General features: G+C 63.3%; 24 protein-coding genes, 1 tRNA gene and 1 pseudogene. 13 read left to right on the top strand and 13 right to left on the bottom strand.

Going from position 1 to position 25,968, the window contains the following annotated elements:
* Positions 1 to 47 precede the first annotated feature (47 nt).
* Entirely contained in the window at positions 48 to 1,025 is a 978-nt protein-coding gene (gene nudC, locus ACQE2J_RS12250) for an NAD(+) diphosphatase (RefSeq protein WP_135538759.1), read from the top strand.
* Positions 1,022 to 3,061, top strand: coding sequence for an ATP-dependent DNA helicase UvrD2 (locus ACQE2J_RS12245; RefSeq protein WP_135538757.1), 2,040 nt, complete (start codon positions 1,022 to 1,024; stop codon positions 3,059 to 3,061). Before nudC ends, ACQE2J_RS12245 begins: the two co-directional genes overlap by 4 nt.
* On the opposite strand, the gene ACQE2J_RS12240 is transcribed toward ACQE2J_RS12245, so the two are convergent.
* Positions 3,038 to 3,940 (bottom strand): hypothetical protein, encoded by a 903-nt coding sequence (locus tag ACQE2J_RS12240; RefSeq protein ID WP_135538755.1) that lies wholly within the window; start codon positions 3,938 to 3,940, stop codon positions 3,038 to 3,040. The two genes, ACQE2J_RS12245 and ACQE2J_RS12240, sit on opposite strands and share 24 nt — an antisense overlap.
* A gap of 63 nt (positions 3,941 to 4,003) precedes the next feature.
* Between ACQE2J_RS12240 and ACQE2J_RS12235 the strand changes: the two genes are divergently transcribed.
* Together ACQE2J_RS12235 and ACQE2J_RS12230 are read left to right on the top strand one after the other, a co-directional pair.
* Positions 4,004 to 4,477 (top strand): hypothetical protein, encoded by a 474-nt coding sequence (locus ACQE2J_RS12235; protein ID WP_135538753.1) that lies wholly within the window; start codon positions 4,004 to 4,006, stop codon positions 4,475 to 4,477.
* Positions 4,474 to 5,025, top strand: a complete 552-nt coding sequence (locus tag ACQE2J_RS12230) for a M48 metallopeptidase family protein (protein WP_240689676.1) — start codon at positions 4,474 to 4,476, stop codon at positions 5,023 to 5,025. Before ACQE2J_RS12235 ends, ACQE2J_RS12230 begins: the two co-directional genes overlap by 4 nt.
* 45 nt (positions 5,026 to 5,070) lie before the next feature.
* Here the strand turns inward: ACQE2J_RS12230 and ACQE2J_RS12225 are convergent, their stop codons facing one another.
* Complete coding sequence (locus ACQE2J_RS12225; RefSeq protein ID WP_135538751.1) at positions 5,071 to 5,622, bottom strand: NUDIX domain-containing protein; 552 nt, start codon at positions 5,620 to 5,622, stop codon at positions 5,071 to 5,073.
* The gene (locus ACQE2J_RS12220) at positions 5,623 to 7,095 is read right to left on the bottom strand and encodes a zinc-dependent metalloprotease (protein WP_135538749.1); all 1,473 of its coding nucleotides are present in this window, start codon (positions 7,093 to 7,095) and stop codon (positions 5,623 to 5,625) included.
* 171 nt (positions 7,096 to 7,266) lie between these two features.
* Here ACQE2J_RS12220 and ACQE2J_RS12215 point away from each other — a divergent pair, with 171 nt between their 5' ends.
* Together ACQE2J_RS12215 and ACQE2J_RS12210 are read left to right on the top strand one after the other, a co-directional pair.
* Positions 7,267 to 8,406: a YlbL family protein gene (locus tag ACQE2J_RS12215; protein ID WP_135538747.1), complete on the top strand. Its 1,140-nt coding sequence runs from the start codon at positions 7,267 to 7,269 to the stop codon at positions 8,404 to 8,406.
* Entirely contained in the window at positions 8,406 to 11,423 is a 3,018-nt protein-coding gene (locus ACQE2J_RS12210; protein WP_135538745.1) for a UPF0182 family protein, read from the top strand. Before ACQE2J_RS12215 ends, ACQE2J_RS12210 begins: the two co-directional genes overlap by 1 nt.
* A 735-nt stretch (positions 11,424 to 12,158) precedes the next feature.
* On the opposite strand, the gene istB (ACQE2J_RS12205) is transcribed toward ACQE2J_RS12210, so the two are convergent.
* Positions 12,159 to 12,935, bottom strand: coding sequence for an IS21-like element helper ATPase IstB (gene istB, locus ACQE2J_RS12205; RefSeq protein WP_426936288.1), 777 nt, complete (start codon positions 12,933 to 12,935; stop codon positions 12,159 to 12,161).
* Entirely contained in the window at positions 12,935 to 14,110 is a 1,176-nt protein-coding gene (locus tag ACQE2J_RS12200; protein WP_426936398.1) for a DDE-type integrase/transposase/recombinase, read from the bottom strand. The genes istB (ACQE2J_RS12205) and ACQE2J_RS12200 overlap by 1 nt, the downstream gene beginning before the upstream one ends.
* A gap of 338 nt (positions 14,111 to 14,448) precedes the next feature.
* Between ACQE2J_RS12200 and istA the strand changes: the two genes are divergently transcribed.
* Genes istA through ACQE2J_RS12185 form a run of 3 tightly spaced genes read left to right on the top strand, consistent with a single transcriptional unit; the run spans position 14,449 to position 16,885 of the window.
* A complete protein-coding gene (gene istA / locus ACQE2J_RS12195) occupies positions 14,449 to 15,909 on the top strand; it encodes an IS21 family transposase (protein WP_135542790.1) in 1,461 nt (486 codons plus the stop codon).
* The gene (gene istB / locus ACQE2J_RS12190; protein WP_135542789.1) at positions 15,906 to 16,634 is read left to right on the top strand and encodes an IS21-like element helper ATPase IstB; all 729 of its coding nucleotides are present in this window, start codon (positions 15,906 to 15,908) and stop codon (positions 16,632 to 16,634) included. The genes istA and istB (ACQE2J_RS12190) overlap by 4 nt, the downstream gene beginning before the upstream one ends.
* Positions 16,635 to 16,666: 32 nt before the next feature.
* The gene (locus ACQE2J_RS12185) at positions 16,667 to 16,885 is read left to right on the top strand and encodes a hypothetical protein (RefSeq protein ID WP_135542787.1); all 219 of its coding nucleotides are present in this window, start codon (positions 16,667 to 16,669) and stop codon (positions 16,883 to 16,885) included.
* 157 nt (positions 16,886 to 17,042) lie between these two features.
* Here the strand turns inward: ACQE2J_RS12185 and ACQE2J_RS12180 are convergent.
* Positions 17,043 to 17,297, bottom strand: a pseudogene (locus ACQE2J_RS12180) (IS21 family transposase); the annotation flags it as partial.
* Between the two features lie 376 nt (positions 17,298 to 17,673).
* Here ACQE2J_RS12180 and ACQE2J_RS12175 point away from each other — a divergent pair.
* Positions 17,674 to 18,276 (top strand): hypothetical protein, encoded by a 603-nt coding sequence (locus ACQE2J_RS12175; RefSeq protein WP_135538743.1) that lies wholly within the window; start codon positions 17,674 to 17,676, stop codon positions 18,274 to 18,276.
* Between the two features lie 76 nt (positions 18,277 to 18,352).
* Positions 18,353 to 18,946 carry a YceI family protein gene (locus ACQE2J_RS12170; RefSeq protein WP_135538741.1) on the top strand — a complete coding sequence of 198 codons (594 nt, stop codon included), beginning with the start codon at positions 18,353 to 18,355 and terminating at the stop codon, positions 18,944 to 18,946.
* A gap of 49 nt (positions 18,947 to 18,995) precedes the next feature.
* On the opposite strand, the gene ACQE2J_RS12165 is transcribed toward ACQE2J_RS12170, so the two are convergent.
* Positions 18,996 to 19,226 carry a hypothetical protein gene (locus ACQE2J_RS12165; RefSeq protein WP_167854375.1) on the bottom strand — a complete coding sequence of 77 codons (231 nt, stop codon included), beginning with the start codon at positions 19,224 to 19,226 and terminating at the stop codon, positions 18,996 to 18,998.
* A gap of 232 nt (positions 19,227 to 19,458) precedes the next feature.
* Between ACQE2J_RS12165 and ACQE2J_RS12160 the strand changes: the two genes are divergently transcribed.
* Positions 19,459 to 19,872 (top strand): hypothetical protein, encoded by a 414-nt coding sequence (locus ACQE2J_RS12160; RefSeq protein WP_426936397.1) that lies wholly within the window; start codon positions 19,459 to 19,461, stop codon positions 19,870 to 19,872.
* A 133-nt stretch (positions 19,873 to 20,005) separates the two neighbouring features.
* Here the strand turns inward: ACQE2J_RS12160 and ACQE2J_RS12155 are convergent.
* A tRNA-Met gene (locus ACQE2J_RS12155) sits at positions 20,006 to 20,082 on the bottom strand.
* A 161-nt stretch (positions 20,083 to 20,243) separates the two neighbouring features.
* Here ACQE2J_RS12155 and ACQE2J_RS12150 point away from each other — a divergent pair.
* On the top strand, positions 20,244 to 20,792 hold the full coding sequence (locus tag ACQE2J_RS12150; RefSeq protein WP_135538857.1) for a YceI family protein: 549 nt from the start codon (positions 20,244 to 20,246) through the stop codon (positions 20,790 to 20,792).
* A gap of 172 nt (positions 20,793 to 20,964) precedes the next feature.
* On the opposite strand, the gene ACQE2J_RS12145 is transcribed toward ACQE2J_RS12150, so the two are convergent.
* The 5 genes from ACQE2J_RS12145 to ACQE2J_RS12125 are packed head-to-tail and all read right to left on the bottom strand — an operon-like array spanning position 20,965 to position 25,942.
* Complete coding sequence (locus ACQE2J_RS12145; protein ID WP_240689674.1) at positions 20,965 to 22,233, bottom strand: aminotransferase class I/II-fold pyridoxal phosphate-dependent enzyme; 1,269 nt, start codon at positions 22,231 to 22,233, stop codon at positions 20,965 to 20,967.
* Complete coding sequence (gene hisN / locus ACQE2J_RS12140; RefSeq protein ID WP_135538737.1) at positions 22,230 to 23,021, bottom strand: histidinol-phosphatase; 792 nt, start codon at positions 23,019 to 23,021, stop codon at positions 22,230 to 22,232. Before hisN ends, ACQE2J_RS12145 begins: the two co-directional genes overlap by 4 nt.
* Before the next feature lie 9 nt (positions 23,022 to 23,030).
* Positions 23,031 to 24,095, bottom strand: coding sequence for a ribosome small subunit-dependent GTPase A (rsgA, locus tag ACQE2J_RS12135; protein WP_135538735.1), 1,065 nt, complete (start codon positions 24,093 to 24,095; stop codon positions 23,031 to 23,033).
* A 1-nt stretch (position 24,096) separates the two neighbouring features.
* Positions 24,097 to 25,422, bottom strand: a complete 1,326-nt coding sequence (aroA, locus tag ACQE2J_RS12130) for a 3-phosphoshikimate 1-carboxyvinyltransferase (protein ID WP_240689672.1) — start codon at positions 25,420 to 25,422, stop codon at positions 24,097 to 24,099.
* 22 nt (positions 25,423 to 25,444) lie between these two features.
* A complete protein-coding gene (locus tag ACQE2J_RS12125; RefSeq protein ID WP_135538731.1) occupies positions 25,445 to 25,942 on the bottom strand; it encodes a DoxX family protein in 498 nt (165 codons plus the stop codon).
* Positions 25,943 to 25,968 lie beyond the last annotated feature (26 nt).

Raw genomic sequence — 25,968 nt, 5'->3', positions numbered from 1 at the left:
CTCGCTCGGGCCCGCCTGCGTCAGGGGCTTAAGTTATCGTGGAAGACATGAAGCCATTGCCTCCCGTGCAGCCGATCAGTCTCGCCCGTCATGGAATCGATCGTGACCATCTCACCCGTGGTCAGGACGGCGACCTGTCTGAGATCTGGGCCGCGGGGGCCGTGCCTGTCTTCGAACATCGCGGGACGCTGCTCGTCTCCGCCGGCGGTCTCTTCCTCAGCGATCGCAGTCTGGTGCCGGACGGGCAGACGGAGATCTATCTCGGTCGGGATCGTCTGGGCACCCGGTACATCGGAGTCTCCCTCGATGACGAGGGGCGCAGCCACCTCGATTCCGCTCTCGACGTCTCCCGCGCACGTGATGCCAGCGATCTGCTCACCGCTCCGGGGGAGGGCATCGAAAGCTCCGAACCCGTTTGGCTGCCGCTGCGGCATTTGGCCGAGGCTCTCGACGATGTGCAGGTGTCGCTTGCTGTCGAAGTCGTCGGCGTCGGGAACTGGCACCGGGCCCACCGGTTCTCTCCGCGTACCGGAGCTCCGACCACACCGGTTCTCGGCGGGTGGGTGCGCCGCGACCCGGAGACCGGCAGCGAGCACTTTCCCCGCACGGACCCCGCCGTCATCGTCGTCATCGTCAACACGGATGAGGACGGAGTCGAACGCGTGCTGCTGGGCAACAACGCCGCTTGGGAAGCCGACCGGTATTCCCTTCTGGCCGGATTCGTCGAACCGGGCGAGACTCTCGAACATGCGGTGATCCGCGAGATCTGGGAGGAAGCCCACCTCGAGGTCACGAACCCGCAGTACCTCGGTTCCCAACCCTGGCCCTTCCCCTGTTCGCTCATGCTGGGGTTCTCTGCAGAGGCACCGAACCGGGAATTCGCCGCGGACAGGTCCGAGATCGCTTCACTGCGCTGGTTCACCCGCGACGAGCTTCGCACAGCCATAGCCGAGAAGGCCGTTCGCGCCCCGTCGACGATCTCGATCGCCGGTCAGCTTCTCTGCAGCTGGTTGGACAACGCGTGAACGCTTCGGCCACGGCCCTGCTGGAGGCCCTGGACGAGGAGCAGCGCGAAGTCGCGACTCACTTCGACTCCCCGGTGATCGTCCTCGCCGGAGCCGGCACCGGCAAGACACGCGCCATGACACACCGCATCGCCTATGGAATCGCCACCGAAGTGTTTCCTCCCAACCATGTTCTGGCCCTGACATTCACTGCAAAGGCGGCCGGTGAGATGCGGTCGCGGCTGCGGGGCCTCGGCGTGCCCGCCGTGCAGGCTCGGACCTTCCACTCGGCGGCTCTGCGCCAGCTGCGCTTCTTCTGGGACCGATTCGCCGAAGGCGATTTTCCCCGCATCATCGAGAACAAGGCCGGAATCATCGGATCGGTCATGCAGAGTCTCGGTCTGGAGACCAGCCGGGAGCTGACCCGAGACGTCGCCTCGGAGATCGAATTCGCCGCTGCCTCGCTGCTCGGCGTCGACGACTATGCGACGAAGGCGGCGGCGCGTGATCTGCCCGGACAGTTGGGTGTCGATGACATGGTCCGCATCTTCGAAGCCTATGGGGAGGCGAAGACACGCGGGCGCCTGCTCGACTTCGACGATGTGCTGCTCGTGCTCTCGGGCGTCCTCGCCGAATACCCGGCCATCGCTGCAGAGATCCGCGAACAGTACCGACACTTCGTCGTCGACGAGTTCCAGGACGTCTCTCCGCTGCAGTTCGATGTGCTCTCTCGGTGGCTGGGCCCACGCGACAATCTCTGCGTCGTCGGCGACCCCGCACAGACCATCTACTCCTTCGCCGGAGCCGACGCGAGTCTGCTCGGTTCTCTGGGCACTGCGATGCCCGAAGCCAGAACGGTCCGGCTGGTGCGCAACTACAGGTCTTCGCAGTCGATCGTGACCACAGCGAACAATCTGCTCCGGTACACGGCAAAGACCGCCTTGACCCTGCGTACCGACAATGCCGAAGGCAAGCCCCCGAGCATGGCCGAATACCCGAGCGACGAAGCAGAGGCGAACGGTGTCGTCCAAGCGATCTCGGCTGAGATCCGGGCGGGGCGTCGTCCCCGCAACATTGCGGTGCTCTTCCGCACGAACGGGCAGAGTCCCGCCTATGAGCAGGCACTGGCCGCTGCGGGGATCCCTTATGTGCTGCGTGGGGGTGAACGCTTCTTCGCACGCAAGGAGGTCAAGGAAGCGGTCCTCATGCTCAAGGCTGCGCGTGCGACCTCGAGCGGGCAGCGGCTGCCCGATGCCGTGATGGAGGTGCTCGGGTCTCTCGGCTTCACACGCGAACCGCCCGGTCCCGGAGCAAGCCGGCAGCGGTGGGAATCGCTCAAAGCGCTCGTGGACCTCGCCGAGGAGCATCAAACGGGTCAGGAACTGCCTGTGCCGATGGGAGCCTTCCTCGATGATCTGGCCGACCGGGCCGAACACCAGTTCGCTCCCGACATCGAAGGTGTCACCTTGGCGTCGTTCCACGCTGCCAAAGGTCTGGAATGGGACAGCGTCCATCTTGTGGGCCTGAGCGAAGGACTCCTGCCGATCAGCTATGCGCAGACGCCCCGCGCGATTGCCGAAGAACGGCGCCTGTTCTACGTTGCGCTGACCCGTGCCGGCAAGGAGCTGGCGATGAGCTGGTCGCTGGCCCGCTTCGAGTCGAAGCAGAAACCACGCAAGGCTTCCCGGTTCCTCTCGGAACTCGGACAGGTCGGCCACGCGAGGGGCGGAGGGCGAAAGCCTGCGAATACGGCGAGCCTCAACCGCTGTCGCGGATGCGGACGAGCGTTGGTCTCGCAAGTCGACAGGGCTGTGGGGCGCTGCTCCGAATGCCCCGCAGACATCGACTTCGATCTCCTCGACCGACTTCGGCGTTGGAGGGTTCGAGTAGGTATGGAACAGGGGCTTCCGCCCTACCTGGTGCTCACCGACACGTCCCTGTCCGTCATCGCCGAGGTCCGTCCACGTGATTTCGAGGAGCTTGCACGCGTGCCCGGGGTCGGGGCGACGAAGCTCGAGCTGTACGGAAAGAGTCTATTGAGCCTGCTCTCCGAGTGAACCGAAATCGGGCACGGGCGCCCGACATCGACATCGCTCGTGGAAGGTCGGCCCGTGGTCGTCCACACCTCCTGACTCGAGCGAGATGCTCCGGGCGACGAGAGCGAGTTCGGGACGCAGGAGAGCCTGCCGGAGCAGCTGAGCGACATGTGCCGAGCCGAGGATGCGCGCGGCGGGATCGCACAGAGTCTCGCGATCGGCAAGGGCCCGCAGGCGAGGATACTGCTCGAGCCATCCGGAATCGCTGTCCTTGCGATGCAGGCACTGACACATCGTGCACGGAGTCCGCCCGGGACGGATGAGCCCTGTGATCTCCACGGCATGTTCACCGAGCACCACCTGGCAATGGTCGATCTCACGGTCGTTCAGCCATATGGCCGCATGCAGGTCCGGAACCAGATGGGAACTCGCAACGACGATGGGAGCGCTCATCAGGTTCAGCTCGTCAATGCGACGGGCTGAGGAGATCGCAAAGCCGAGTGCAGCGAGCTGCCCTTCTGCCTGCGCCCGCAGCGGACCGGTGACCAGCACGGGACGAGCACCGAGGATCTGTGAGACTCGGTCGGGAGCCAGACCGAAGGAACGTGCGGCGGCGAAGACGGGCGAGCCTTTCCGAACGGCTCCCGAGTCCGGACCTTCAGGAACCAGCACGCCGGCCTCGCCGAGCAGCGTGATGAGGGAGCTGGCCCGACTGAGATCTGCCCCGAGCTCCTGAGCGCGCGCATAGAACTGGGAAGAGCCGATGCCCAGCCGCAGATCCTCGATGAGACTGACATCGGCCGGAAGCAGCCCGTCGATGAGCACAGGATCATCGGCACCGAACTGGACGCACGACGACGAACGCCATGTGATGGGAACACTGGGAAAGATCCTGAACATCTCGGCACCTTCGCCTCGGCAGCTCTGAGACTTCCACGGTAGTGAACCGGAGGGCGAATAGCCATGGGCCGCAGCGAACTGTGGATAACCCTGTGGGAAACGGTTGAGGACAAGCCGGAAGACATGTTCGGGCTTGCCCTCAACCGCATCATGCCCCAGGCGCTCGCGAAGACTCGTGCGGCTTCCCCTTCCGCACGTATCTCCGGGTTTTCCGGGGTCAAGCATAGAACTTATTCCGCATTCGCCGCCGCGTCAATGCACCGTCATGCACAGACACGTCAACAGCCTGTGGATAAGCTGTGGGAATCGCTGGTAGGGCTGTGGAGGGAAGGCGGCTCGTACGCGGTCGAATCTGTTGATAAGCCATCCATCAGTCGGTGCCAACACCACTTCGAGGCGGTTTCCGATCGCCGAGGCGGCTGTGGACGACCGGATCGAGGACGAAAGAACCGTGATACTCAGGAAACTCACAAGTTGGGGAGCGGTGATGGAGATCTCCCGGCGATGTCAGTGCCGTTTCCTATGATGGTGCAGTGACCAGAGGACAGCGGTGGACCGAAGAGGAAGTGCTGCGAGCGATCGCCCGCGGTGAGATCGAAGTGCGCCGATCGGCCAGGCGGAAGAAGACCGTGGCCGTGTCGAAGGAGATTGAGACCTATGTCCTGCGCACACCTGTGCGTTACAGCGTCGAGCACAACATCAGGTCGCTGACAGATCTGTTCAATCGTCTCTCCGCCCGCGATCATTCCTCCGCCGCCGATCTCGTCGAACTGGCCGAGGAGATGAGCCGCCGCTATTTCGCTGGGCGGCTGTGCCCTGCCTCGATCAGGTGGGTGACGAACCAGAACCTCAGCAGGTGGGCGTCGACGACGACCTCGACGGGCGACATCCGCATCTCCCACCGGCTTCAGGCCGTCCCCCGGTGGGTGCTTGAGACAGTGGTCGTCCATGAACTCGTTCATCTGCAGATCGGCCCGCATTCGAAGGAATTCCACGCCTTGGCGAACCGGCACCCCAGGCAGGCGGATGCGAAGCTCTACCTCGAAGGCTTCAGTGATGGTGAGCGGTTCGGCCGGGGGAGCTGACTGACCGGAGGGCGTCGGTTGCGGGTGTTGAGAGCCCGGAGCCCGTCAGCGATGAGCATCGGACGAGCGGAGAGCTGCAGCGTAGAGCCCCGGCAGGCGTGCCGGCAGGTCCGGCATGAGCGCTGCGGGCAGATCTCGCATCGAAAACCACGCCACGTCGAGTGATTCCGCGGATACGCTCGGCGATTCCGTCACCGAGGCGTAGGCCGCGAACACGACGTCGAAGTGCCGCGTGCAGCTGCCGAACGACGATGACAGGTCATGCACGTGCAGGTCGACGGGGGCGGGGGAGACGTGGAGGAGCTGCATGCCGCTCTCCTCCTCGGCCTCTCTGCGGGCGGCAGCATGCAGAGAGAGGTCCTCGGGTTCGAGATGACCGCCGAACTGCCCCCACAGTCCGGCTTTGCGATGGTGATTGAGCAGGACCGACTCCGTATCGGGGTCGACGACCAGACAGCTCGCGGTGACGTGGTGAGCTCCGCCGTCACGTCGCAGAGAATCCGCTCCCTGCAGGCCGAAGAGTTCGACGAAGTCCTCGAGGAACGGTCCGGCAGGGGCCAGGTCGATCTCCCGACGGGCCGTTTCGAGCTCGATCATTCAGCGATCGTCACTCGCGTCCGTGTCATCCTCGTCCGAGTCCGAGTCCGAGTCCGAGTCCGAGTCCGAGTCCGAGTCCGTCGAGGCGTCGGCGGAGGAGTCTGCGTCGGAGTCCGAAGCCTGAGGAGTTTCGTCTCCGGTGCCGCCGGCGCCGTCGAGTCCTTCAGCGAGGATGCGGCTGAGGGCCTCGTCGATGCTCGATTCGTTGGTCCATTCGGCCTGACGGCGCTCCGAATATCCGAGTGGGTCATCGAGGTCCTGAGTCGTCGGCAGCAGGTCTGGGTGAGAGAACACCTGGTCCCTGGCTTCGGCCCCGCCCTGCGTCTCGAGGTAAGCGAACAGTGCAGCGGCATCGCGCAGGCGGCGCGGGTTGAGCTGCAGGCCGACCAGCGTGGAGAAGGTCTTCTCGGCCGGTCCAGCAGTCGCTCGGCGACGGCGCAGCGCTTCACGAACCTGGTCGCGACCGGGCAGATGTTTGCATGCCTCGTAGACGACGACGTCGGCCCAGCCTGCGATGACGGCGAGAAGGTTCTCCAGGGATGTCAGAGCCTGCTTCTGGTCGTCCGTCGTCGGGGGGTTGAACAGGCCTTGACGGATGTTGTCGCTGAGGTCGGAGATGTTCGACGGATCGATATTCGACGCCATGTCCTCGATCTGCGAGGTGTCGACCTTGAGCCCCTGGGCATAGCGGGTCAGAGCGGTCTCGACCTGGGCGCTCAGCCACGGTGCACGTTCGAACAGTGCGAGATGGGCGAGCTCCTGAGCGGCAAGGTAGATCCGGACCTCGGAGGCGTCGATATCGATATCGGCGGCGAAGGACTCCACATTCGTCTCCACCAGGACGGCAGAGTCGTGGGGGAGCAGGGGAAGTCCGACCTCGGTGCCGGTGAGGACGCTTTCCGACAGCGCGCCCACGGCCTGGCCGATCTGCATGGCGAACATCGAATCGCTCATTGATCCGAACATCGACGATGCTCCCGCGAGGATGCCCTTCATCTCCGCCGGCACCTGTGACTCGAGCGTCTCGGTCAGCGCCGTCGACATGTTCTCCTTGATGGGCAGAACGAACTTCTGCCACCCGGGCATCGTCTCCTTCACCCAGTCGGTGCGGCGCAGCGGACGCGCAGAGCGATTGGCCACGGAGAATTCCGTCGCTTCGGCGAGCCACAGCTCCGCCAGACGGAAAGCATCGGTCGTCGCACGTTCGGCTTCATCGGTGACTGCGGGGTCAGGGGTCGGCACGGCCTTCTGCGCGATCGACACAGCCTGAGCCTGCGGATCGGCGCCCTGCCCGAACAGCCCCTGCATCTGGTTCATGATCGTCGCCATCATCGATGGATCGATCTGAAAACCCTGCGGCATGCCGGACTCGTTTTTGTCCTCGCCCTCACCGGAACCGGGGCCATTGGCGCCGAAGAGCATCCCAAAGATCTGCTCGAACGGATTCTGCTCATTGTTGTTGTCATCGGTCATTGTTCTACAGCCCCCAAGAATCGGTTTGACTCCCACGTTAACGGTTCCGAATGTGGGAAGCTTCCCAATTCGCCGAGGTTTCGCAGGATGTTCGCACCGGGCGAAAGGAGTCTGTGAAGCGGAGCCTCAGCTTTCAACTAGACTGGTGGGGCGGTGCAGCGAAAGGAATACATGACAGAGAACGCCCCTCGGGCCGTGCCGGTGTCTGCGGAACCACGTCGCGACACCAGACGCCGACAGACTCCGCGTCTGGCCACGACTTCGGGTGTCCTCACCTACGTCTTCATCGCGTTGGCCGTACTTCTGCCGGTCCCTTATATGCTTCAGCTGCCGGGACCGGTTTTCAACACCCTCGGTGATTACCAGGGCGACTCGATGATCAGTGTCTCCGGGGCGAAGACGTATCCCACCGACGGGCGCATCGACATGCTCACCGTCGCCGTCAGCGGCGGGCCCGGGCGTGATGTCTACGCTTCGCAGGCCTTGGGCGCGGTGCTCAACGGCAAGGAGACGGTGGTCCCGACCGAGGCCTACTACCCGCTGGACACGACTCGCGAAGACGTGACCGCGTCGAACGCCGTCGAGATGTCTTCGAGTCAGGACGTCGCGGTGGCCGCGGCCATGGGGCAGCTCGACAAACCCTATTCGGTGCACCTGCTCGTCGATGAGATCGTGGCGAAGTCGCCGTCCGAGGGCAAGCTGCGCAAAGGTGATCGTCTCACGTCGGTCAACGGCAAGAAGCTCGACTCCGATCCGGACGCCGCCCAGACCATGAGCGAAACGGTGCAGTCGACAAACGAAGTCGACCTCGTCGTCGACCGTGATGGGAAGTCCGAGGACATCACCCTGACCCCGGCCGACATCGACGGTCGCAAGGCCATCGGCATCACGATGAAGCAGGACTTCGAATTCCCCGTCGACGTGAAGTTCAACGTCGACGGCGTCGGAGGGCCTTCGGCAGGAACGATGTTCGCCCTCGCTATCGTCGACGAACTGACCCCAGGAGCCATGACCGGCGGCAAACACGTCGCCGGCACCGGAGAGATCACTCCATCGGGTACGGTTCGACCCATCGGCGGTGCCCGCCAGAAGGTGGCGGCAGCGACCGAGAACGGTGCAACGCTGTTCCTCTCGCCTGCAGACAACTGCGCCGAGGTCCTGACCGCTGCAGACCAGTCCAAGATCACGGTGGCGCGCATCGATACCCTCGATGACGCGCGGACCGCCGTGGAGCAGTACGCCGCCGGCAACACTTCCGATCTGCCGAAGTGTTCCGCCGACGGTGCCGACAACAATGAGAAAGGGCAGTAGTGAGCTCTTCGTCCTCACCCACCTCCGCACGCATGCCGGCGAATCGGCCCAGACGTTCGCCGCTGCTGCTCACCCTCGTATCCGTGGCGATTCTGCTGATCGCCTTCATCGCCTTCACCCAGGTCTATACCGAGGTGCTGTGGTTCCGTCAGATCGAGGCCGCCCAGGTCTTCCGCACCATGTGGGTCACTCGCGGACTGGCATTCATCGGCGGGTTCATCCTCATGGCCGTGCCCGTCTGGCTGAGCCTGCATCTGGCCTACCGCAATCGCCCGGTCTATGCTCCGACGACACCGCGCCAGGAGAACCTCGACCGCTACCGTGAGGCCATCGAACCTCTGCGCAAGGTCGCCACGATCGCGATTCCCGCTGTCGTCGGTGCGCTTGCCGGCATCACCGCCTCGGCGAATTGGAACACGATCCTCGAATGGATCAACTCCACGTCCTTCGGCTCGACCGATCCGCAGTTCGGACTCGACAACTCCTTCTTCGTCTTCGTTCTGCCGGGACTGCGTCTCATCGGCAACCAGCTCGGCATGGTCCTGCTGCTTTCGCTCATCGCCGCGCTCGTCGCTCACTATCTCTTCGGCGGAATCCGCCCGGGGGAGCAGAAGGGCGTGATCCTGACGAAGACGGCGCAGTGGCAGCTGGGCATCACGGTGGCCCTGCTCGTCATCGTTCAGGCGGGACGCCTCTGGCTGGCCCGCTACGATCGGCTGACCGCGACCGGAGGAGTCGTTCCCGGCGTCACTTACGTTGACGACCGTGCAGCACTTCCGGCGATGGCGATCGTCGCGATCGCGGCTGTGCTCGTGGCACTGCTGTTCGTGTACACCGCGTGGAAGGGCAACTGGCGGATCTCGATCATCGCGACCCTCACGCTCATCGTCCTCGGCGGAGTCTCGATCATCGCCTACCCGGCGATGATCCAGCAGTTCCAGGTCAATCCCTCGCAGCAGAGCCTGGAGTCGAAGTACATCCAGCACAACATCGACGCGACCCGCGATGCCTTCGACTTCGACGACATCGAGGTGACTCCCTATGAGCCGAGCACCAGCGGTAAGAAGGGCGCCCTGCGCAAGGACGCCGAGACCGCTGCCTCGATCCGCCTGCTCGACCCGAATCTCGTCTCCGACACGTTCCGGCAGCTGCAGCAGGTGCGACCCTACTACTCGTTCGTGCAGAAGCTCGATGTCGATCGCTACGACATCGACGGCGACATGCGCGACACCGTCATCGCGGTGCGTGAGCTGGCTCCGAGCTCGGTGAATAACCAGAGCTGGTTCAACCGGGCGATCGTCTACACTCACGGTTTCGGTGTGGTGGCCGCCAACGGCAACCAGCGCAATTCCGACGGCGAACCGACGTTCATGGAGTCGGACATCCCTCCGAAGGGCGAGTTCCCGGAGTACGAACCGCGTATCTACTTCGGCGAGTCCTCTCCTGACTATTCGATCGTCGGTGCCCCGAAGGGAGCGACCCCGCGCGAGCTCGATTATCCCTCGGATGAGAAGGGCGGCGCCGGCCAGGTCAACAACACCTTCACCGGTGACGGCGGGCCCTCGGTGGGCGGTGTGTTCAATCGCCTGGCCTACGCACTGAAATTCCAGGACGAGCAGATCCTGCTCTCCGATGCGCTCAATGAGAAGTCGCAGATCCTCTACGAGCGCCACCCGCGTGAGCGCGTGGAGAAGCTCGCTCCGTTCCTCAAGATCGACGGTGATCCGTACCCGGCCGTCGTCGATGGGAAGATCAAGTGGATTCTCGACGGCTACACCACCGCCGAGGACTATCCCTATTCGACACCGCAGCCGCTGCAGCAGGCCACCGAGGACTCGACTACGGCGACTGCCCCGAACGCTGTGGCGACACTGCCGGATGATGAGGTCAACTACATCCGGAACTCCGTGAAGATCACCGTCGATGCCTATGACGGTTCGGTCGACATGTATCAGTGGGACAAGGACGACCCGGTCCTCAAGACCTGGATGAAGGTCTTCCCAGGACTCATCAAATCCTCCTCGGAGATGTCCGGTGACCTGATGAGCCACGTCCGCTACCCGGAGGACATGTTCAAGGTTCAGCGCGACCTGCTCGCGAAGTATCACGTGAGCACGGCCAGCGAGTTCTATACCGGACAGGACTTCTGGACCCTGCCGACGGACCCGACGAAGAAGGCCAGCAGCGGACTGACGCAGCCTCCCTTCTACATGACGCTGCAGATGCCCGGTCAGGAGTCACCGTCGTTCTCGTTGACGAGCTCGTACATCCCGGCTCGGTCGTCTGAGGGACAATCGCGCAACAACCTCACCGGATTCCTCTCGGCCGATGCCGACGCAGGCAGCAAGAAGGGCGAGACTGCCGAAGGCTACGGCAAGCTCCGGCTGCTGCAGCTGCCGCGCAACACGACCGTGCCCGGACCGGGTCAGGCGCAGAACAACTTCAACACCGCGCCCGACGTCCAGCGCAGCCTGAACCTGCTGCGTCAGGGTGAGTCCGAGGTGGAGAACGGCAACCTGCTGACTCTGCCCATCGGCGGCGGTCTGCTCTACGTGCAGCCGGTCTACGTCCGGTCCGCCGGCGAGACCTCCTACCCGCTGCTCCAGCACGTGCTCGTGGCCTTCGGCGAGGACATCGGCTTCGCGCCGACCCTCGACGAGGCTCTCGACCAGGTGTTCGGCGGCGACTCCGGTGCGACCGCGGGAGACGCCGGCACCGAGGAGAGTGAAGAGGGCCAGTCCGGTTCCTCGTCCGGTTCGGACGACGACTCGAAGCCCGCTTCGCCGGACAAGGCGCTCAACGATGCGCTGCAGCAGGCGAAGAAGGCCATGGAAGACTCCGACGCTGCGCTGAAGAAGGGTGACTTCGAGGAGTACGGAAAGGCTCAGGACCGCCTGAAGAACGCGATTGAGGATGCGGTGGCCGCCGATCCTTCGATCGCGGAGGACGGAGCGAAGAGCGATTCCTCCGCCCCGGCTTCGGAGCCTGCCGACAGTGGAGGCGACTCGGGCAATTGAGTCCCGCCGCCTGACGCGAACGCCGCGAGGATCGATCGGCGGGTTCACGTGCTCGTCGCAACCTCTCATCGAGAGTGTTGTGACGAGCCGTGAACCCGCCTTTTTTGGTGGGCAGGGGCTTCTACGAGGTTGAGCAAGCAGCGCGATGCTTCGGTGCTCGACGGATTCCTCAGCGAGGACCGGACGAGCACCGGTGACGGCTAGGGGAATCGTTTTTGTCCTTGAGGATTGAAGGGATCTCATCCGCCACGAGCTCTCTCAGTCTTCTGGGCGGTTCCCGCGTTTGACCAGGGCCCGGTCCGTGTCGATGTCAGCGCAACCCGCTGCCGCAAAGCCCGCTGAACGGCGCAGACTTCCCCACAGCCACCGCAATCTGGCAATTCTGGCTCAAGACCACAGATAGCTTTGTCGGGTATGCCTTTTGGCAGGACAGGCGATAGCCGCGCAGCAGTCGTCGTGTCGAGACGGATATCGGGGCGCTGGAGAAGGAGTCGAATGAGCAGAAGGAGTGCGTATGGGCGTGGTTGGGGCCCGATTCTATGAGCAGAGGGTACACGGTAGTCGCCGCTCGCCGATCAGGACGGATTCACGACGTTCTGTCAACGGTCAGTAGGAACTGCCCATAGACGGCCACGAGAATTGCCCACTGGTGGCCAATAAAACTGCCCGCTGGTGGCCACGATTTCTGCCCATCGACTCGTTGTGTCCAGTCGTGACCACCCGGGGCCGTCGATATCAGCTCAAAGCAACCACCCCTGCCCCAGAAACGGCCTGGCTGAGTCGAATCGATTCCCCACTGGTCTGGACCAAATGAGCATGATGAAGGAGCCGATCAACCGTCGCCGTAGCCACGGTCTTGGGCATCAACTGGTCGAAAGCAGAAGGATGGAGATTCGACGAAATCGCGACGGATCTCTTCTCATAAGCAGCATCGACAAGCCGATACAGACCTTCGGCAGCATCATCACTGACCGGCAGCAGCCCGATGTCGTCAACGATCACGAGATCGGCTCGCAACAGCCGCTGAACAGTCTTCGTCACCTGGTCATCAGGACGATGAGCACGAACGAGTCCGCCCAGATCTTCCAGCTTCAGCCAGGACACGCGTCCACCGCCGTCGATGACTTTCTGTCCCAGCGCTTCCAGGAAGAACGATTTGCCGGTTCCCGCGGGCCCACAGATGGCCAGGTTCTCCTTCCGCCCCACCCACTCCAGCGTCGACAGCGCCTGCTGCGTGGGTACAGGAATCGATGACACTTCCTCATCCCAGGACTCGAACGTCTTGCCCGTGGGAAACCCGGCCTGCTTCCGCCGGGTCGCTAACATCGCCGCCGATCGGCCACGAGATTCCTCGACTAACAATGCCCGCACGACCTCGACCGGCTCCCACCGTTGCGCTTTCGCCGTGGCCAACAACTCGGGGGCAAGACTGCGCGCATACGGCATCTTCAACCGTCGCATCAGCGCCTCGACCTCGGTATCAAGGACTGGCGCCTGGGCAGAGACAACCATCACAGCTCACCCCCGTCCGCAGTCGTCGACGGTGAGCTCATCGCCTGCCATCCCACAGTCCCCTGCGCCAGGGACGCATCCTCACCCGCACTGCGACTGCCTTGATCAGCAACCCGGTGGGCCAGCAGCGACGCCACATCACCAGTGCCGAAGCGACCATAGGCAGCCGCCGTACCCAGGACCTCATCGACACGTTCTCGACCATGCAACCGCGACAGTGCCACGGCCTGGCCCATCTTCTGTCGCATCCTCGACGTCCCTGCCGCGGCCGCCTCACGTAACCACTCGTGAGCACCATGCCCAATCATCAGGAACGCTTCCTCATCAGGACTGTTCGCTGTGACCGCATACACTCCGGGCACCTTCTGTGTGGCATCAGTCGGGAAATGCTCGTCATCGATCTTCGGCGATCCGGGCCGGGCCCTGCCGTGTCGGGCGACTTCCCGAACCCCATCACGACCGGCAGCTACGATGATGATCTGTTCTGCCTCGGCGACACCGTGGACGCGGACGAAGACCTCGGACCCCAGGAGTGCATGCGGTACCGAATACTGCCCGGACTCGAAAGCGACCATCGGCGTATTGACCGGAACCTTCCTCGACAGACCGAACGCGATCGTATGCGCCCGATCCGGGACCGGATGCATCCTCTCCTGCTCCTGACCGATCAAGTCGATCGGACATCGTTTCGTCACCCGATGCTCTTTCTCGTTGATCTCGGACATAAAGGCTTGGCACGCGGCCTCGAGGTCAGCAAACGAAGCGTACTCATTGCGCAGGTTCGTGGCTGTGGGCACCAGATCAGCCTTCGCGATCTGGACGGACCGCTCCACCCCGCCCTTCGACGCCGGATCGGCCGGCTGACACGTCAGGACCGTCGTTCCGTAGTACTTCGCGAATGAGACTGTGTCGCGATTGCGCACCGGAACCCCGGCGATATGCATCGTCGTGACGGTCTTCTCGTTATCAGTCAACACATAGGTCGGGATGCCGCCGATGAGTCGAAACGTGCGGTCTAAGACCATAAACACCGACGCCAGCGTCTTATCCCGAAGCGGAATGACGATGCGAAACCGCGAGAACGCCAACCACGCGATGAACAACACCGTCTTCACGCCACCGACGACGGGCCCGTCACCGTAGTCGTATTGAAGCCACAGTCCCGGCTCTGCCACCCAGGGACGATGCACACGACGACCCGCTCTTTCATGGACCGCTTTGGCGTGGGCGACGGCACGGCGAGTTGATCTCTCCGAACCTTCATAGCCGAGTCCAAGAAGGTGTGTGTGATCAACTTTAAGTAGGCCGGTTCAGCTCCAGAATCCAGCCAGTACAGCGGCTGGATTCCAGCCATAACAGCCCGTCTCTGCTTCTGTGCGCCACTCCCAGAAAACACAAAGTCATGGGCGTGGCCACTCTCATCGATTAGGTTCCCAAACGAACACCCCGATCCCGTTGCAGCAGGATCGAACCGGGGTGTCAGAAGGGAACCAGAAAGACCATGACCACACCCATGACTACCATCGAAAATATCAGGCGCCTCGACGCCGAAGGAAGATCCGGACGCCAGATCGCCACCGATCTGGGCATCGATCGTGAAACCGTCGCGAAATACCTCAACCAAGACGACTTCTCTCCGCAACCACCAGCCCCGACCCGTCAGGCCGGTGCTGCCGTCCTGGCAGGACTGACCCACATCATCGAACAGTGGCTGACCGACGATGCCCGCCGTCCCCGTAAACAGCGCCACACATCCAAACGGGTCTACGACAGACTCGTCGCCGAACACGACTATCAAGGCTCCTACTCACCCGTGCAGCGCTTCATCAAGGACTACAAGACCATGCACCGGGCCCGCAGTCAGGGCTTCTTCGAACTCGAATGGGCGCCCGGACACGCGCAAGTCGATTTCGGTCAGGCCGAAGCGATCGTCGACGGCATCCGTGAAGTCCTCCACCTGCTGGTCATTACGTTCCCGTTTTCGAATATGCGTTTCGCTCAGGCCTTCCGCGGAGAAACCAGCGAATGCATCGGCCAGGGCCTGGCCACGATCTTTCACCACATCAATACCGTGCCCGTCGAACTCATCCTCGATAACGCCACCGGTGCTGGCAGACGCTGTGGCACGATTATCACCGAAGCCAGACTCTTCGCCGCGTTCAAAGCCCACTATCGGACTACCGCCCGCTACTGCAGCCCCTATTCGGGGCATGAGAAAGGCAACGTCGAAAACGCTGTCGGATTCATCCGCCGCAACTTCATGGTCCCCGAACCCACCGCGGTCTCCCTGGCCGGTTTCAACACGGACCTGCTGGCCTACTGCGACGGACTCGGCTCCGAGGATCACTGGAAGAAGGGCCAGAAGATCCAGGACCTGTTCGCCCACGACATCGCCGCGGGACTCGCGTTGCCCGGGATCGCCTTCGACCCGGTCCGCTACGAATCGCGTAAGGCCGATAAGACCGGCACCATCGTCATCGATGGTCATTCCTACCTCGCCGGCCCCGACTACCACAACAGGCTGCTCACCGTCGCGATCCGTCACGATGCCATCAGCATCCTCAACGAACGATCTCAACCTGTCATCGGCTTCGACCGCGCCTGGGGCCAGCCGGGGCCGACCGTGTTCACTCCCGATACGCTTCTGGCCGCGTTGATGACCAAACCCGGAGCCTGGTCGAACTCACCAGTCCGTGCCCAGGTGTCCGACCCTGTCCGTGACTGGGCCGATGCTGCCGATAGTCGGGCTCGTTCCGAGTTCTTCGGCCGTCTCGATGCCAGTGCCCAAGCCACGTCTTGGAACACCGCCGTCGAGGCTGCTGACAGGCTCATCCGACTCGGCGATGACCCCACCGGCCCAGGACTGCCGATGCTGGCCAGACGCCTGTGTCAAGGCAGCGAACCACCAGCATCGAACGTCGATTTAAGCCTCTATGACCGTTTCACCACTACTCGGCAGGAACAACCAGCATGACCATCACGACCACAGACGTCATCGACGCGGGACGACACACCGGCATCAGCCATACCGTCGTCGCCGAAGCCGCCGCCAAAGCAACTCCGAAACAACGACAACTCCTCCACGACCTCTTCACCGCCGAACACGCCTCCCGAGCCCATCAGCGCCGCACCCGGCTACTCAAAGCCGCGAAACTGCCCACCCTGAAAACCCTCGACGGGTATGACTGGACAAACATCAAGTTCCCCACCGACTACGGCCGCACTCGACTGACCGACCTCGAGTTCCTGACCACTGGTTCCGACCTCGTCTTCTACGGCGACGTCGGATGCGGGAAAACGCATCTGGCGATCGCTTTAGCCGCTCACGCCTGTCACCGGGGAATACCCGCCAGATTCTTCACCACCGCCAGCCTCGTCACACATCTACGCCGAGCAGCCGATCAAGGACGACTCGATAAGGAACTGGCCCTGCTGGGTAAGAACAAACTGCTCATCATCGACGAGTTCGGATATCTGCCCATCGATACCGAAGGCGCCAGGCTCCTCTTCCAGGTCATCGCCGACGCCTACGAGAAACGCAGCCTCATCCTGACCACGAACCTCGAGTTCGCCCGGTGGGGAACCGTGTTCGGCGACGACAACATGGCCGCAGCAATCATCGATCGCATCGTCCACCACGGCAGACTCCTCCACTTCACCGGCCAGTCCTACCGCGTCAAGAACGCACTCATGAGATGACCCCACCACCAGACACCGAAAGGACACCAACCATGAACTCTGTCAGCACCGACGAGCTCTTCCAACGATGCGAAACCGTCCTCTACGCAGCTGAAACCATCCTGCGCCGAAGCAGTCTCGACGGCCAGATCGCGATCTCATCAGCCGCCCAATTCCTGTTCGGCCCCGATCACCACGGAACTCACTACCAGCGCCTGCTGGCGGAGATCGAAACGCTGAAAGACCAGATTGCGGACCATCAAGGCTGGTAGTAACCACGAAGGTCAGGGCTGCGGACAGCTTCCCATCCGCAGCCCTGCACGGGTAGGCACGTTCCCCGTATCGGACGCGGAGCTCACACGGCTGGAAACCATGCTCGCCTGGCTGGATTTTCGGCGCTCTTTTGGCCGGAAAAAAGTTGACAAAACACAGAAGGCGTTCGTGGACCTTATCGGCACGGATCCGGCCCCCTGAACGAGCTACCAGCTCCGTGATTTTGTCCATGAACTCGTCCGTGACCCGATCACGGCGGACGGGCACGCCCACCGGGCGGCCTTGAGCGCGGGCGGTGACGTGGGCCTTGACTGTGTGGTGTGAACACCCTGCCAACTCGGCTGCGGCTCGGTAGGACCCTGTGGAGTCATACGCTTCTAGAATTTCCATGATTTCTCCGTCAGACTTCATACGCGGCCCCGAACCCTCTCGTGGTGGATGTTGATCGATTAGACACCGTCATCATCTCCCGGAAGTGGTTCGGGGTCGTGTCTCAATGAGAGGTTCTACATGCTCGGATGGGCAGAAATCGTGGCCGCCACTGGGCAGTTCTTGTGGCCAGGAACGGGCATTTCTACTGTCCGCCTATGGGCAGTTTTCCATGGCCGCCAACAACGTTCTTCTGCGTGAGTCTGCGACGAGTTCAGGCGCGCCCGATCTCGATATGTATCTGTCCGTCGACTCGGATGGGCCGTTGGAACATCTGGAGTACTGCTTCGGTGCTGAATTCAGATACGCGGAGGTGCCCGAGCGGCGAAGATCTCAATTCAATGTCCGGGTCAGATGGATGCTGTCATCTCTCACCCGTGACAAGGAGGACCTCGTCACCGTCCTCAACGAGACGCTCAGCCTGCCCAACGTCAGTGATCTGGATCTGGTCTCTGTGCTCGACTGGTCGGTGGAAGGTGCGAGAAATGCTCTTGGCAGCGTCCACCAGCACAGATCCCGTGTCCCCGGCGACCAGATCGAGCGAGCGAAGACATTCCCTGTACGACCTCGCTCCGGGGCATTGGCGACGCAATCACTCGTCGACGACCTGACTCGAGTTGTCAGAAGTCATCCGGCATACAGATCCGCCACCGTCATCATCGGTGGGCCGGATTCACTCGGTGAAGTGCCCAACCTGCGCACACGGCTCGCCCGTGGTCTGGCCGCAGCGACGGGAAAGGACCTGGTGATTCTCCAATGGCCCGCGTGGCGGATCGCCGGGGGAGCGCTGAGGGCCAGTGCCCTTGAACGGCGTCTTCACGGCCCCTGCCTCGTCGTTGACGATATCTGGACCGACGGGGCGACGATGACGGCGATCGCCCGACTTGCTCGAGCCTCGGGAGCCGACCGTGTCTACGGACTTGCGGCCACCATGTCGCACCGAGATGAAGACGGCGTCTGATTCGTCTTCGTCCGCCTCATTACCAAGATCCTGCCTCATGACTGCCGTCATGGGTGCCGAATGAAGGAGTCAGAACATGCCACAGGAAGCAGCAATCACTGGAATCTGGGAGATCGACCCAGCGCATTCGCGGGTCGGGTTCTCAACCCGCCATGCCATGGTCTCGCGCGTTCGCGGGGCATTCAGCGATGTGTCGGGGGAGGCTCTGATCGACGGCGGAGACGTGGCTTCGTCGACAGTGAGCGTGGTGATCGGAACGGCCAGTGTCGACACCCGCAATGAGGGCAGAGACGAGCACCTGCGCAGCGCTGATTTCTTCAACGTCGAGGAATACCCGGAGATGCGATTCGAGGCCACGGGGATCGATGAAGTCGACGAGAACTCGTTCGTCGTCACCGGCCCTCTCACCATCCGCGGAGTGACGAAGACAGTGTCGCTGCCGCTTGAGCTCATCGGGATCAACACTGACCACATGGGGATGCTGCGTGCGGGTCTGGAGGGCACTCGACGCATTGACCGCAAGGACTGGGAGGTGTCGTGGAACAAGGCACTGGACTCGAGCGGCCTGCTCGTCAGCGACAAGATCACATTGGAGTTCGAACTCTCGCTCATCAAGTCGCAGGACCCGGAGGTACCGTCGAAATCGTCGCAGGACAAGCGGAGCAGCTGAGAAGGGCGGCCATGCTGGCCGGACCGAGCGAAGGATCAGTGATCGTCAGTCAAGCTTCGATTTTCGGCTCAGGTAGCTGGGCATCACGGCAGGTGACTCTGGGTGAAGGAGCCAGTGCTTTACGTAGGGCCACGTGGCCGTAGGGCCATGTGGCCGAGACCGCAGCATCATCGGCGTTGCCCAGTGTTACCCCAAAGTGAGCGATGTCGTGCACCAGCGCTTGTCCGGCTTCGACATTCCACTCATAGAGCTTCGAGTGCCCGCGCTGGGTCTTCGCCACAGTCGTCGACGTATCGTTGGAAACGAGGGGTTATGCGCCAGCAAGCTCGTCAAGAACGGCAGGACCAGCTCAGGCCGCACCAGGTGGCGTTGTAAAAGGCCTCGACGACCCAGTCCAAGACAGATATCACTCGGAAATCGCTGTTCCAGGCGTTTCTGAACTGGCTGCTCGGCAGCCATCGCCTGGCCGAACAGGCCCAGTCGATCGCGACGTTTCCTCGCCGCACCCGGTGATGCTGGAACGTGACTCCAAAGTGGCCCCCACCGAGGAGATCCATGACCAGATCACCGCGTCCTGGATCCAACGGTTGCCGAAAGTCACGACTCTCGACGAGGCCGCGGCGCGAGCGACGAGTGCCTTGGAAGGAGGCGCGGACAAAGCGATCAAGGACTTCCTCCGTGCTCATCGGGGCCCGTCGATCGAACACGCCCGCCGTGGTATCGATTGGTTGCTGTACCTGCAGACCCAGGCTCCCAGGAAACCGTGGTCTTTCGTCACCCCGCAGGCATGGGACAACGACCGTCAACGCCCCGCCATAGTCGATTCCGGAACAGGCAGAGACGAAACGAACCGACTGTATGGGACCGGGTTCAGCATCGAGGTCGGCAACGGAATCCAAAAGGGCTGGGGCGGTCGATCACGATGACATCAGTGTCCGTGACACGCCGCTGCTGTACACACATTTTGGCCTATAACCCTTAACCCCGGAGTCCCGAGGCCGAGGTGTGTGAATGAGAAGAACCCCCAGTCAGTTCAACTGACTGGGGGTTCTGCCACCTTGGTGGCGGGGGGAGGATTTGAACCTCCGACCTCCGGGTTATGAGCCCGGCGAGCTACCGAACTGCTCCACCCCGCGGCGTGTTCTTAACTCTACACGAGGGGTCACCTGGCGGCCAAACCGAGTACAGGTGACCTCCGACACATGGCCACTTGCCATTCACCCGAGGGGCTTGCGCATGATTGAAAGTTGAACTAAAGTCAGTCTTGTACTTCAAATTTCAACCAAAAGGAGACATGATGACTGCACTTCCTCAGGGACTCACCGCCGGAACCTGGAACATCGATCCCATCCACTCGGAGTTCACGTTCACCGCCCGCCACGCTGGCGTTTCGAAGGTCCGTGGCCTGTTCGAAGAGATCGGCGGCAGCGTCGATGTCGGCGAGACTCTCGAGAACAGCTCGGTCTCCGCCGAGGCACTCGTCGATTCGATCTCCACCCGCCAGGAGCAGCGCGACGGCCACCTCAAGAGCGGTGACTTCTTCCTTGCCGAAGAACATCCGAAACTGACCTTCACGTCCACCGCGATCAAGGCCTCTGACTCTGAAGAGTTCGAGACCGTCGGCGAGCTGACCATGCGCGGCGTGACCAAGGAGGTCGCCTTCAAGACAGAGTTCGGCGGCGCTGCCACCGATCCCAACGGAAACCAGGTCGCCGGTCTGTCGGCGACTGCCACGGTCAATCGCAAGGACTTCGGAATGTCCTTCGAAGCCGTGCTCGGCGGCGGCGAGCTCCTCGTCTCCGATAAGGTCAAGATCGAACTCGAACTCGAGCTCGTCAAGGCCTGATTCGGCCTTCACCATCGGCCCGGCAACAAGCTGGTATCGAGCAGAGAAGTCTCAGCGCCGGCCCGATCGGGCACTGACGATGGGAGGGGCGAACCGCTCAAAAGCGGTTCGCCCCTCCCATCGTTTTCGCAGCTGCTTCCTCAGGGCGCAGCCGAAAGGCTGCGGGAACGGATCAGCGTGAGCGGCGAAGCGCGTCGGGATGCTCCCGGAGGTGGGTGCCGAGTGCAATGAACAGCTGGGCTCCCTGGTCGACATCGGCAACCGACTTGCAGAACGAATACCGGATCGACGATCGGTAAGCGCTGTAGGCAGAACTGCCGGGTCGGCACAGGGCCGGAACGGGAATTCCGACCAGGCCGAACTCGCGGCCCAGCAGATCATTGAGCGCGAAGGCATCGAGCTCGGTCAGCGCCGAGAAATCCATCACGGTGAAGTACCCGGCCTGCGGTGTCGACACCATCGCTCCGGCAACGCTGCGACAAGCCGGGACGAGCACATCTGCGCGGGCACGCAGTGATGCGCGGTTCTCCGCGACGAACGTGGAGTTGCCTGAGAGCAGCTCGGCCATACCGATCTGCATCGGCCCACCGGCGGTGAAGGTGAGGAACTGTTTGACCGTCTGAATGGCTTTCAGGACAGTGGGCGAGGCGATGACCCAACCGATCTTCCATCCGGTCGTGTTCCAGGACTTGCCTGCCGAAGAGACCGTGACGACCCGCTCCGCATCCTCGATGGCCACAGCCGGTGGAATGTGTGCGGCCCCGGTGAGGACGAGCTGTTCGTAGACCTCATCGGTGATGATCCAGGCATCGACCGACTCGGCCGCGCGACCGATATGGGCGAGCTCTTCGGCAGAGAAGATGTGCCCGGTCGGATTGTGCGGGGTGTTGACAAGGATGATCGTCGGCCGCACCTGCGCGATCACGGAATCGAATTCCGCCCAGTCGGGCGCAAAGCCGCCCTGACCGTCGGGCAGAATCGCCACGGTGTGCAGGTTGCCGCCGGCCGCTGTGATCGCTGCCGGATAGGAGTCGTAAAACGGTTCGAATGACACGACTGTTCCGCCGCGGGGAAGGAGGGCGAGGATCGCGGCGGTCAGCCCTTCGGTGGCACCGGCGGTGTAGAACACCTCGGCGGGATCGACCCGTTGGCCGAAGTCGCGTTGCCGCTGCGCCGCAACAGCCTCCAGCAGCTGCGGGAAGCCCTGACCGGGAGCGTACTGGTTGAAACCGGCGCGCATCGCTTCCGCGGTGGCAGTGATGAGCTCATCGGGCGGTTCTGTCCCGGGCGCGCCCTGTCCGAGGTTGACGGCACCGAGGTCGGCGGCCAGCTTCGTCATCTGCCCGTAGATGGTCTCACCGATCGTTCCGTCGGGGTTGGTCAGTCCTGCGGCCTCGGCCATGTCATGCCACAGTCGGCTGCCTTGGATGTCCGGCATCATGCGATCGCCTCGGGGGAGACCCGACCGAAGTGATCGAGTGCGGTTTCGTGGAGATGGGAATTGCTGGCCACGGCATTGCCGCCGAAGGGGCCGGGGACTCCCGCGGTGTTGGTGAAGGTTCCTCCGGCTTCGAGCACGATCGGCACGAGCGCGCCCATGTCATAGAGAGCGAGCTCGGGCTCGCAGGCGAGATCGACAGCACCTTCGGCCACGAGCATGTACGAGTAGAAGTCGCCGTAGCCGCGTGTGCGCCACAGGGATTCGCAGAGTCCGAGGAATTCGTCGAGGATCCCCAGATCCTTCCACCCCATCAGTGAAGAATACGACAGCGATGCATCGGCGAGGCTCGCGACCTCGGACACGGAGATCGGCTTCGCCGGAGCCCCCAGCGCCGCGGCGAACGCCCCCTTGCCCGTCTCGGCCCACCAGCGTCGTCCGAGCGCCGGTGCCGAGACCATCCCGAGCAGCGGAGCCTCGCCGTCATAGAGGGAGATCAGGGTTGCCCACACAGGCACTCCGCGCACGAAGTTCTTCGTCCCGTCGATGGGATCGATGATCCATCGGCGGGAGGATTCGCCGTGGGAGCCGAACTCCTCACCGAGAACGCTGTCATCCGGGCGCACCTCGCCGAGGCGGTCCACGATCGCCCTCTCCACCGCACGGTCGCATTCGGTGACGGGAGTGAGATCCGGTTTGGTTTCGACGGAGAAATCCTGGTCCCGGAAGCGAGGATGGCTGATGGAATCGGCGAGATCGGCGAGCTCTCTCGCCAAGTCGAGGTCGTTCATGCTCCCAGCCTATCCAGTCGTGGGCAGCAGCCTGCGCAGCGACTCCAGACGTGAGATTCCGCCGGGGCCGCCTTTGCCTTCCGCGACCCAGTCGTCGAGGCGACAGCCGGGGGAATCGGCGAGGTGAGTGCATCCTCGAGGGCAGTCGGCTGTGGCGTCGACGAGTTCGGGGAACGCGGAGATGAGATTCTCCCGGTCGACATGCGCGAGACCGAAGCTGCGCACACCGGGGGTGTCGATGAGCCATCCGTCGTGTTCCAGCGGCAGGCAGACCGCGGAGGAGGAGGTGTGCCTGCCACGTCCCGTGACATCGTTGACGTGCCCGGTGGCGCGCTCGGCGGCGGGGACGAGGGCATTGGTCAGTGTGGATTTGCCGACGCCCGAATGTCCGACGAGGACGCTGATGCGCCCGCCGAGGCGGTCGAGGATCTCCGCATCCGACTCCACGGTGTCTGCATCCGGGTCGATCGCCGATTCGACGATGTCGACCCCGCTGGCGGAGAACCGCTGCCGGATCTCCGTGGCCGGATGCAGATCGGTCTTGGTGACGATGAGCAGGGCAGTGATCCCGGCATCGAAGGCCGCGACGAGAGCACGGTCGATGAGCCCGAAGGAGGGGTCCGGGTCGATCGTGGCCGTGACGATTCCGAGGACGTCGACGTTGGCGACGATGACGCGTTCGGTCGGGTCGGTGTCATCGGCGCTGCGTCTGAGCAAGGTCTTGCGGTCGGTGATCTCGACCAGTCGAGCCAGTGTCCCCTCATCGCCCGAGGTGTCTCCGACGAGTCTGACGACGTCGCCGGGTACGATCGCCTGACGGCGCAGATGAGAGGCCCGCACGGCCGTGACCGAGGCGGCCCGACGCCCCGATTTCCCCGCCGTCTTCTGCCGGTGGGCCGAAGACGGGAACTTCCCGTCGTCATCGGCGAGGATGACTCGGTACCGTCCTCGATCGACCTCGGTGACCAGTCCGGACACAGCGTCCTTGTGGTCGGGGCGGTTCTTCGTCCGGGGACGCGAGCCGCGTCGGTTCGGTCGGGGACGGTAGTCCTCGTCGCGGTAGATCTTCCCCATCTCAGGTTCCGGGTGTGAGCATGGCTTCCCACAGCTGAGTGAAGGCCGGCAGAGTCTTGGCCACGGTGCCTGCGTTTTCGATGATCATCCCATCGTTGCACGAGGCGAGGATGGCTCCGGCCATGACCATGCGGTGGTCGTGGTACGTGTGCCACAGTGCCGGACGCAGTTCGCGGGTGCCCGTGATCGTCAGGGCCTCGGCGTGCTCGACGACGTCGACGCCGAGGGCTGTGTACTCCCGGGTGAGGGCGGCCAGTCGGTCGGTTTCGTGACCACGCAGATGTCCGATGCCGCGCAGCTGCGAGGTGCCGTTCGCCAGGGCAGCCAGTGCCGAGACCACCGGTGTCAGCTCGCCGACGGCCGAGAGGTCGAGATCGACGGGGGAGATCTCCTCGGGGCCCGTGACGTGCAGACCGTCCCGGTCGAGCGAGACCTGCGCGCCGAAGGCTTCGGCGATGTTCCTGAACCCGTCGCCGGCCTGCGTGGTGTGCGCGGGCCAGTCAGCGATGGTCACGGTCCCGCCCGCGGCGATCGCGGCCGCGGCGAAGGCGGCGGCGTTCGACAGATCCGGTTCGACCTGGACGTCGAGCCCGCGCGGCTGCCCGGGTTCGATGATCCAGCGTTCGGACTCGGGTTCGCTGACGTCGACTCCGGCGTCTCGGAGGACCTCGATCGTCATGTCGACATGGGTGCGGCTGGGCACGGTCGTGCCGGTGTTGACGAGTTCGAGACCCAAGGGCATGACCGCACCGGTCAGCAGCAAACCCGAGACGAACTGGCTGGAGGCGCTGGCATCGATGTCGAGTTGGCCGCCGCGCACCTGCGAAGAGGCATGCACGGTCATCGGCAGCATGCCCTCGGTCGAGGTGATCTGCGCGCCGAGGCGGCGCAACGAATCCACGGTGACCGACATCGGGCGCACCCGTGCCTGTTCGTCCCCGTCGAGGACGACCTCACGACCGGTCAGCGCCGCCACCGGGGGGATGAAGCGCATGACGGTGCCGGCGAGACCGCAATCGATGGCAATCGGTCGGGCCTCCTCGGTGCCGGGGGCGCTGCCCGGACCGGTTCCGACGTCGGTGCCGGCCAGAGCGATGGGTTCGATGTGGAGCACATCGCCGTCTTCGTCGATGACGGCACCGAGGCGACGGAGTGCTTCGATCATGAGCATGGTGTCGCGACTGCGCAGCCAGCCCTTGAGCTCGGAGCCGGACTGGGCAAGGGCCGCGAGAATGAGATAGCGGTTCGTCAGGGATTTCGAACCGGGCACGGAGACGGTGGCTGTGATGCGGGAACCGGCGACCGGCGGTTGCCAATCGCCGGTCACCGGGGGAGTGTGCGTAGGGATGTCAGTCAACTCCGAGTGCGCTCAGTGCCTGTTTCGAGGTGTCTTCGACGCTCGACCACAGATCCTCGGCTGCGTGCTGGGTGCGCCACCACAGCCCGGGGCGACCGGCGGTGTCGACGCTGGCCAGCAGTGCACCGCCGAGCAGAGAGGTGCGCAGCACGGTGCGTTCGTTGCGTGCCTTCTTCTCTTCCTTCGTCGTCGCCTTCTCTGCAGACAGACGTTCGCCGACGGTGTCCAGAAGGTAGGTGCCGACGAGGATCGTGGCACTCACGCGGGGGAAACGGCCGATGGCCAGCAGAGAGCCTGCCGCCACCTGAGCGACACCGGTCGCTCGAGCGAGAGTGACGGCGTCGACGGGCACGTCGACCTGTTTGCGAGCCTGGTTGAGCAGCGGACCGACCGAAGCCGCGGCGGCCTCGGGCTTCAGCAGACGGTCGACGCCGTTGAGAATGTAGCCGGCGGCCAACATGGGCCGTGCGATGAGGCGAATGGGAGACACGGTGGTCCTTCCTTCAGTGGCGGGCA

Origin of the sequence: Brevibacterium sp. LE-L, assembly GCF_050214925.1 — a bacterium.
Classification (GTDB): domain Bacteria; phylum Actinomycetota; class Actinomycetes; order Actinomycetales; family Brevibacteriaceae; genus Brevibacterium.
Note: the sequence above shows the minus strand (reverse complement) of the source record. Positions and strands in the feature narration are given on the sequence as shown.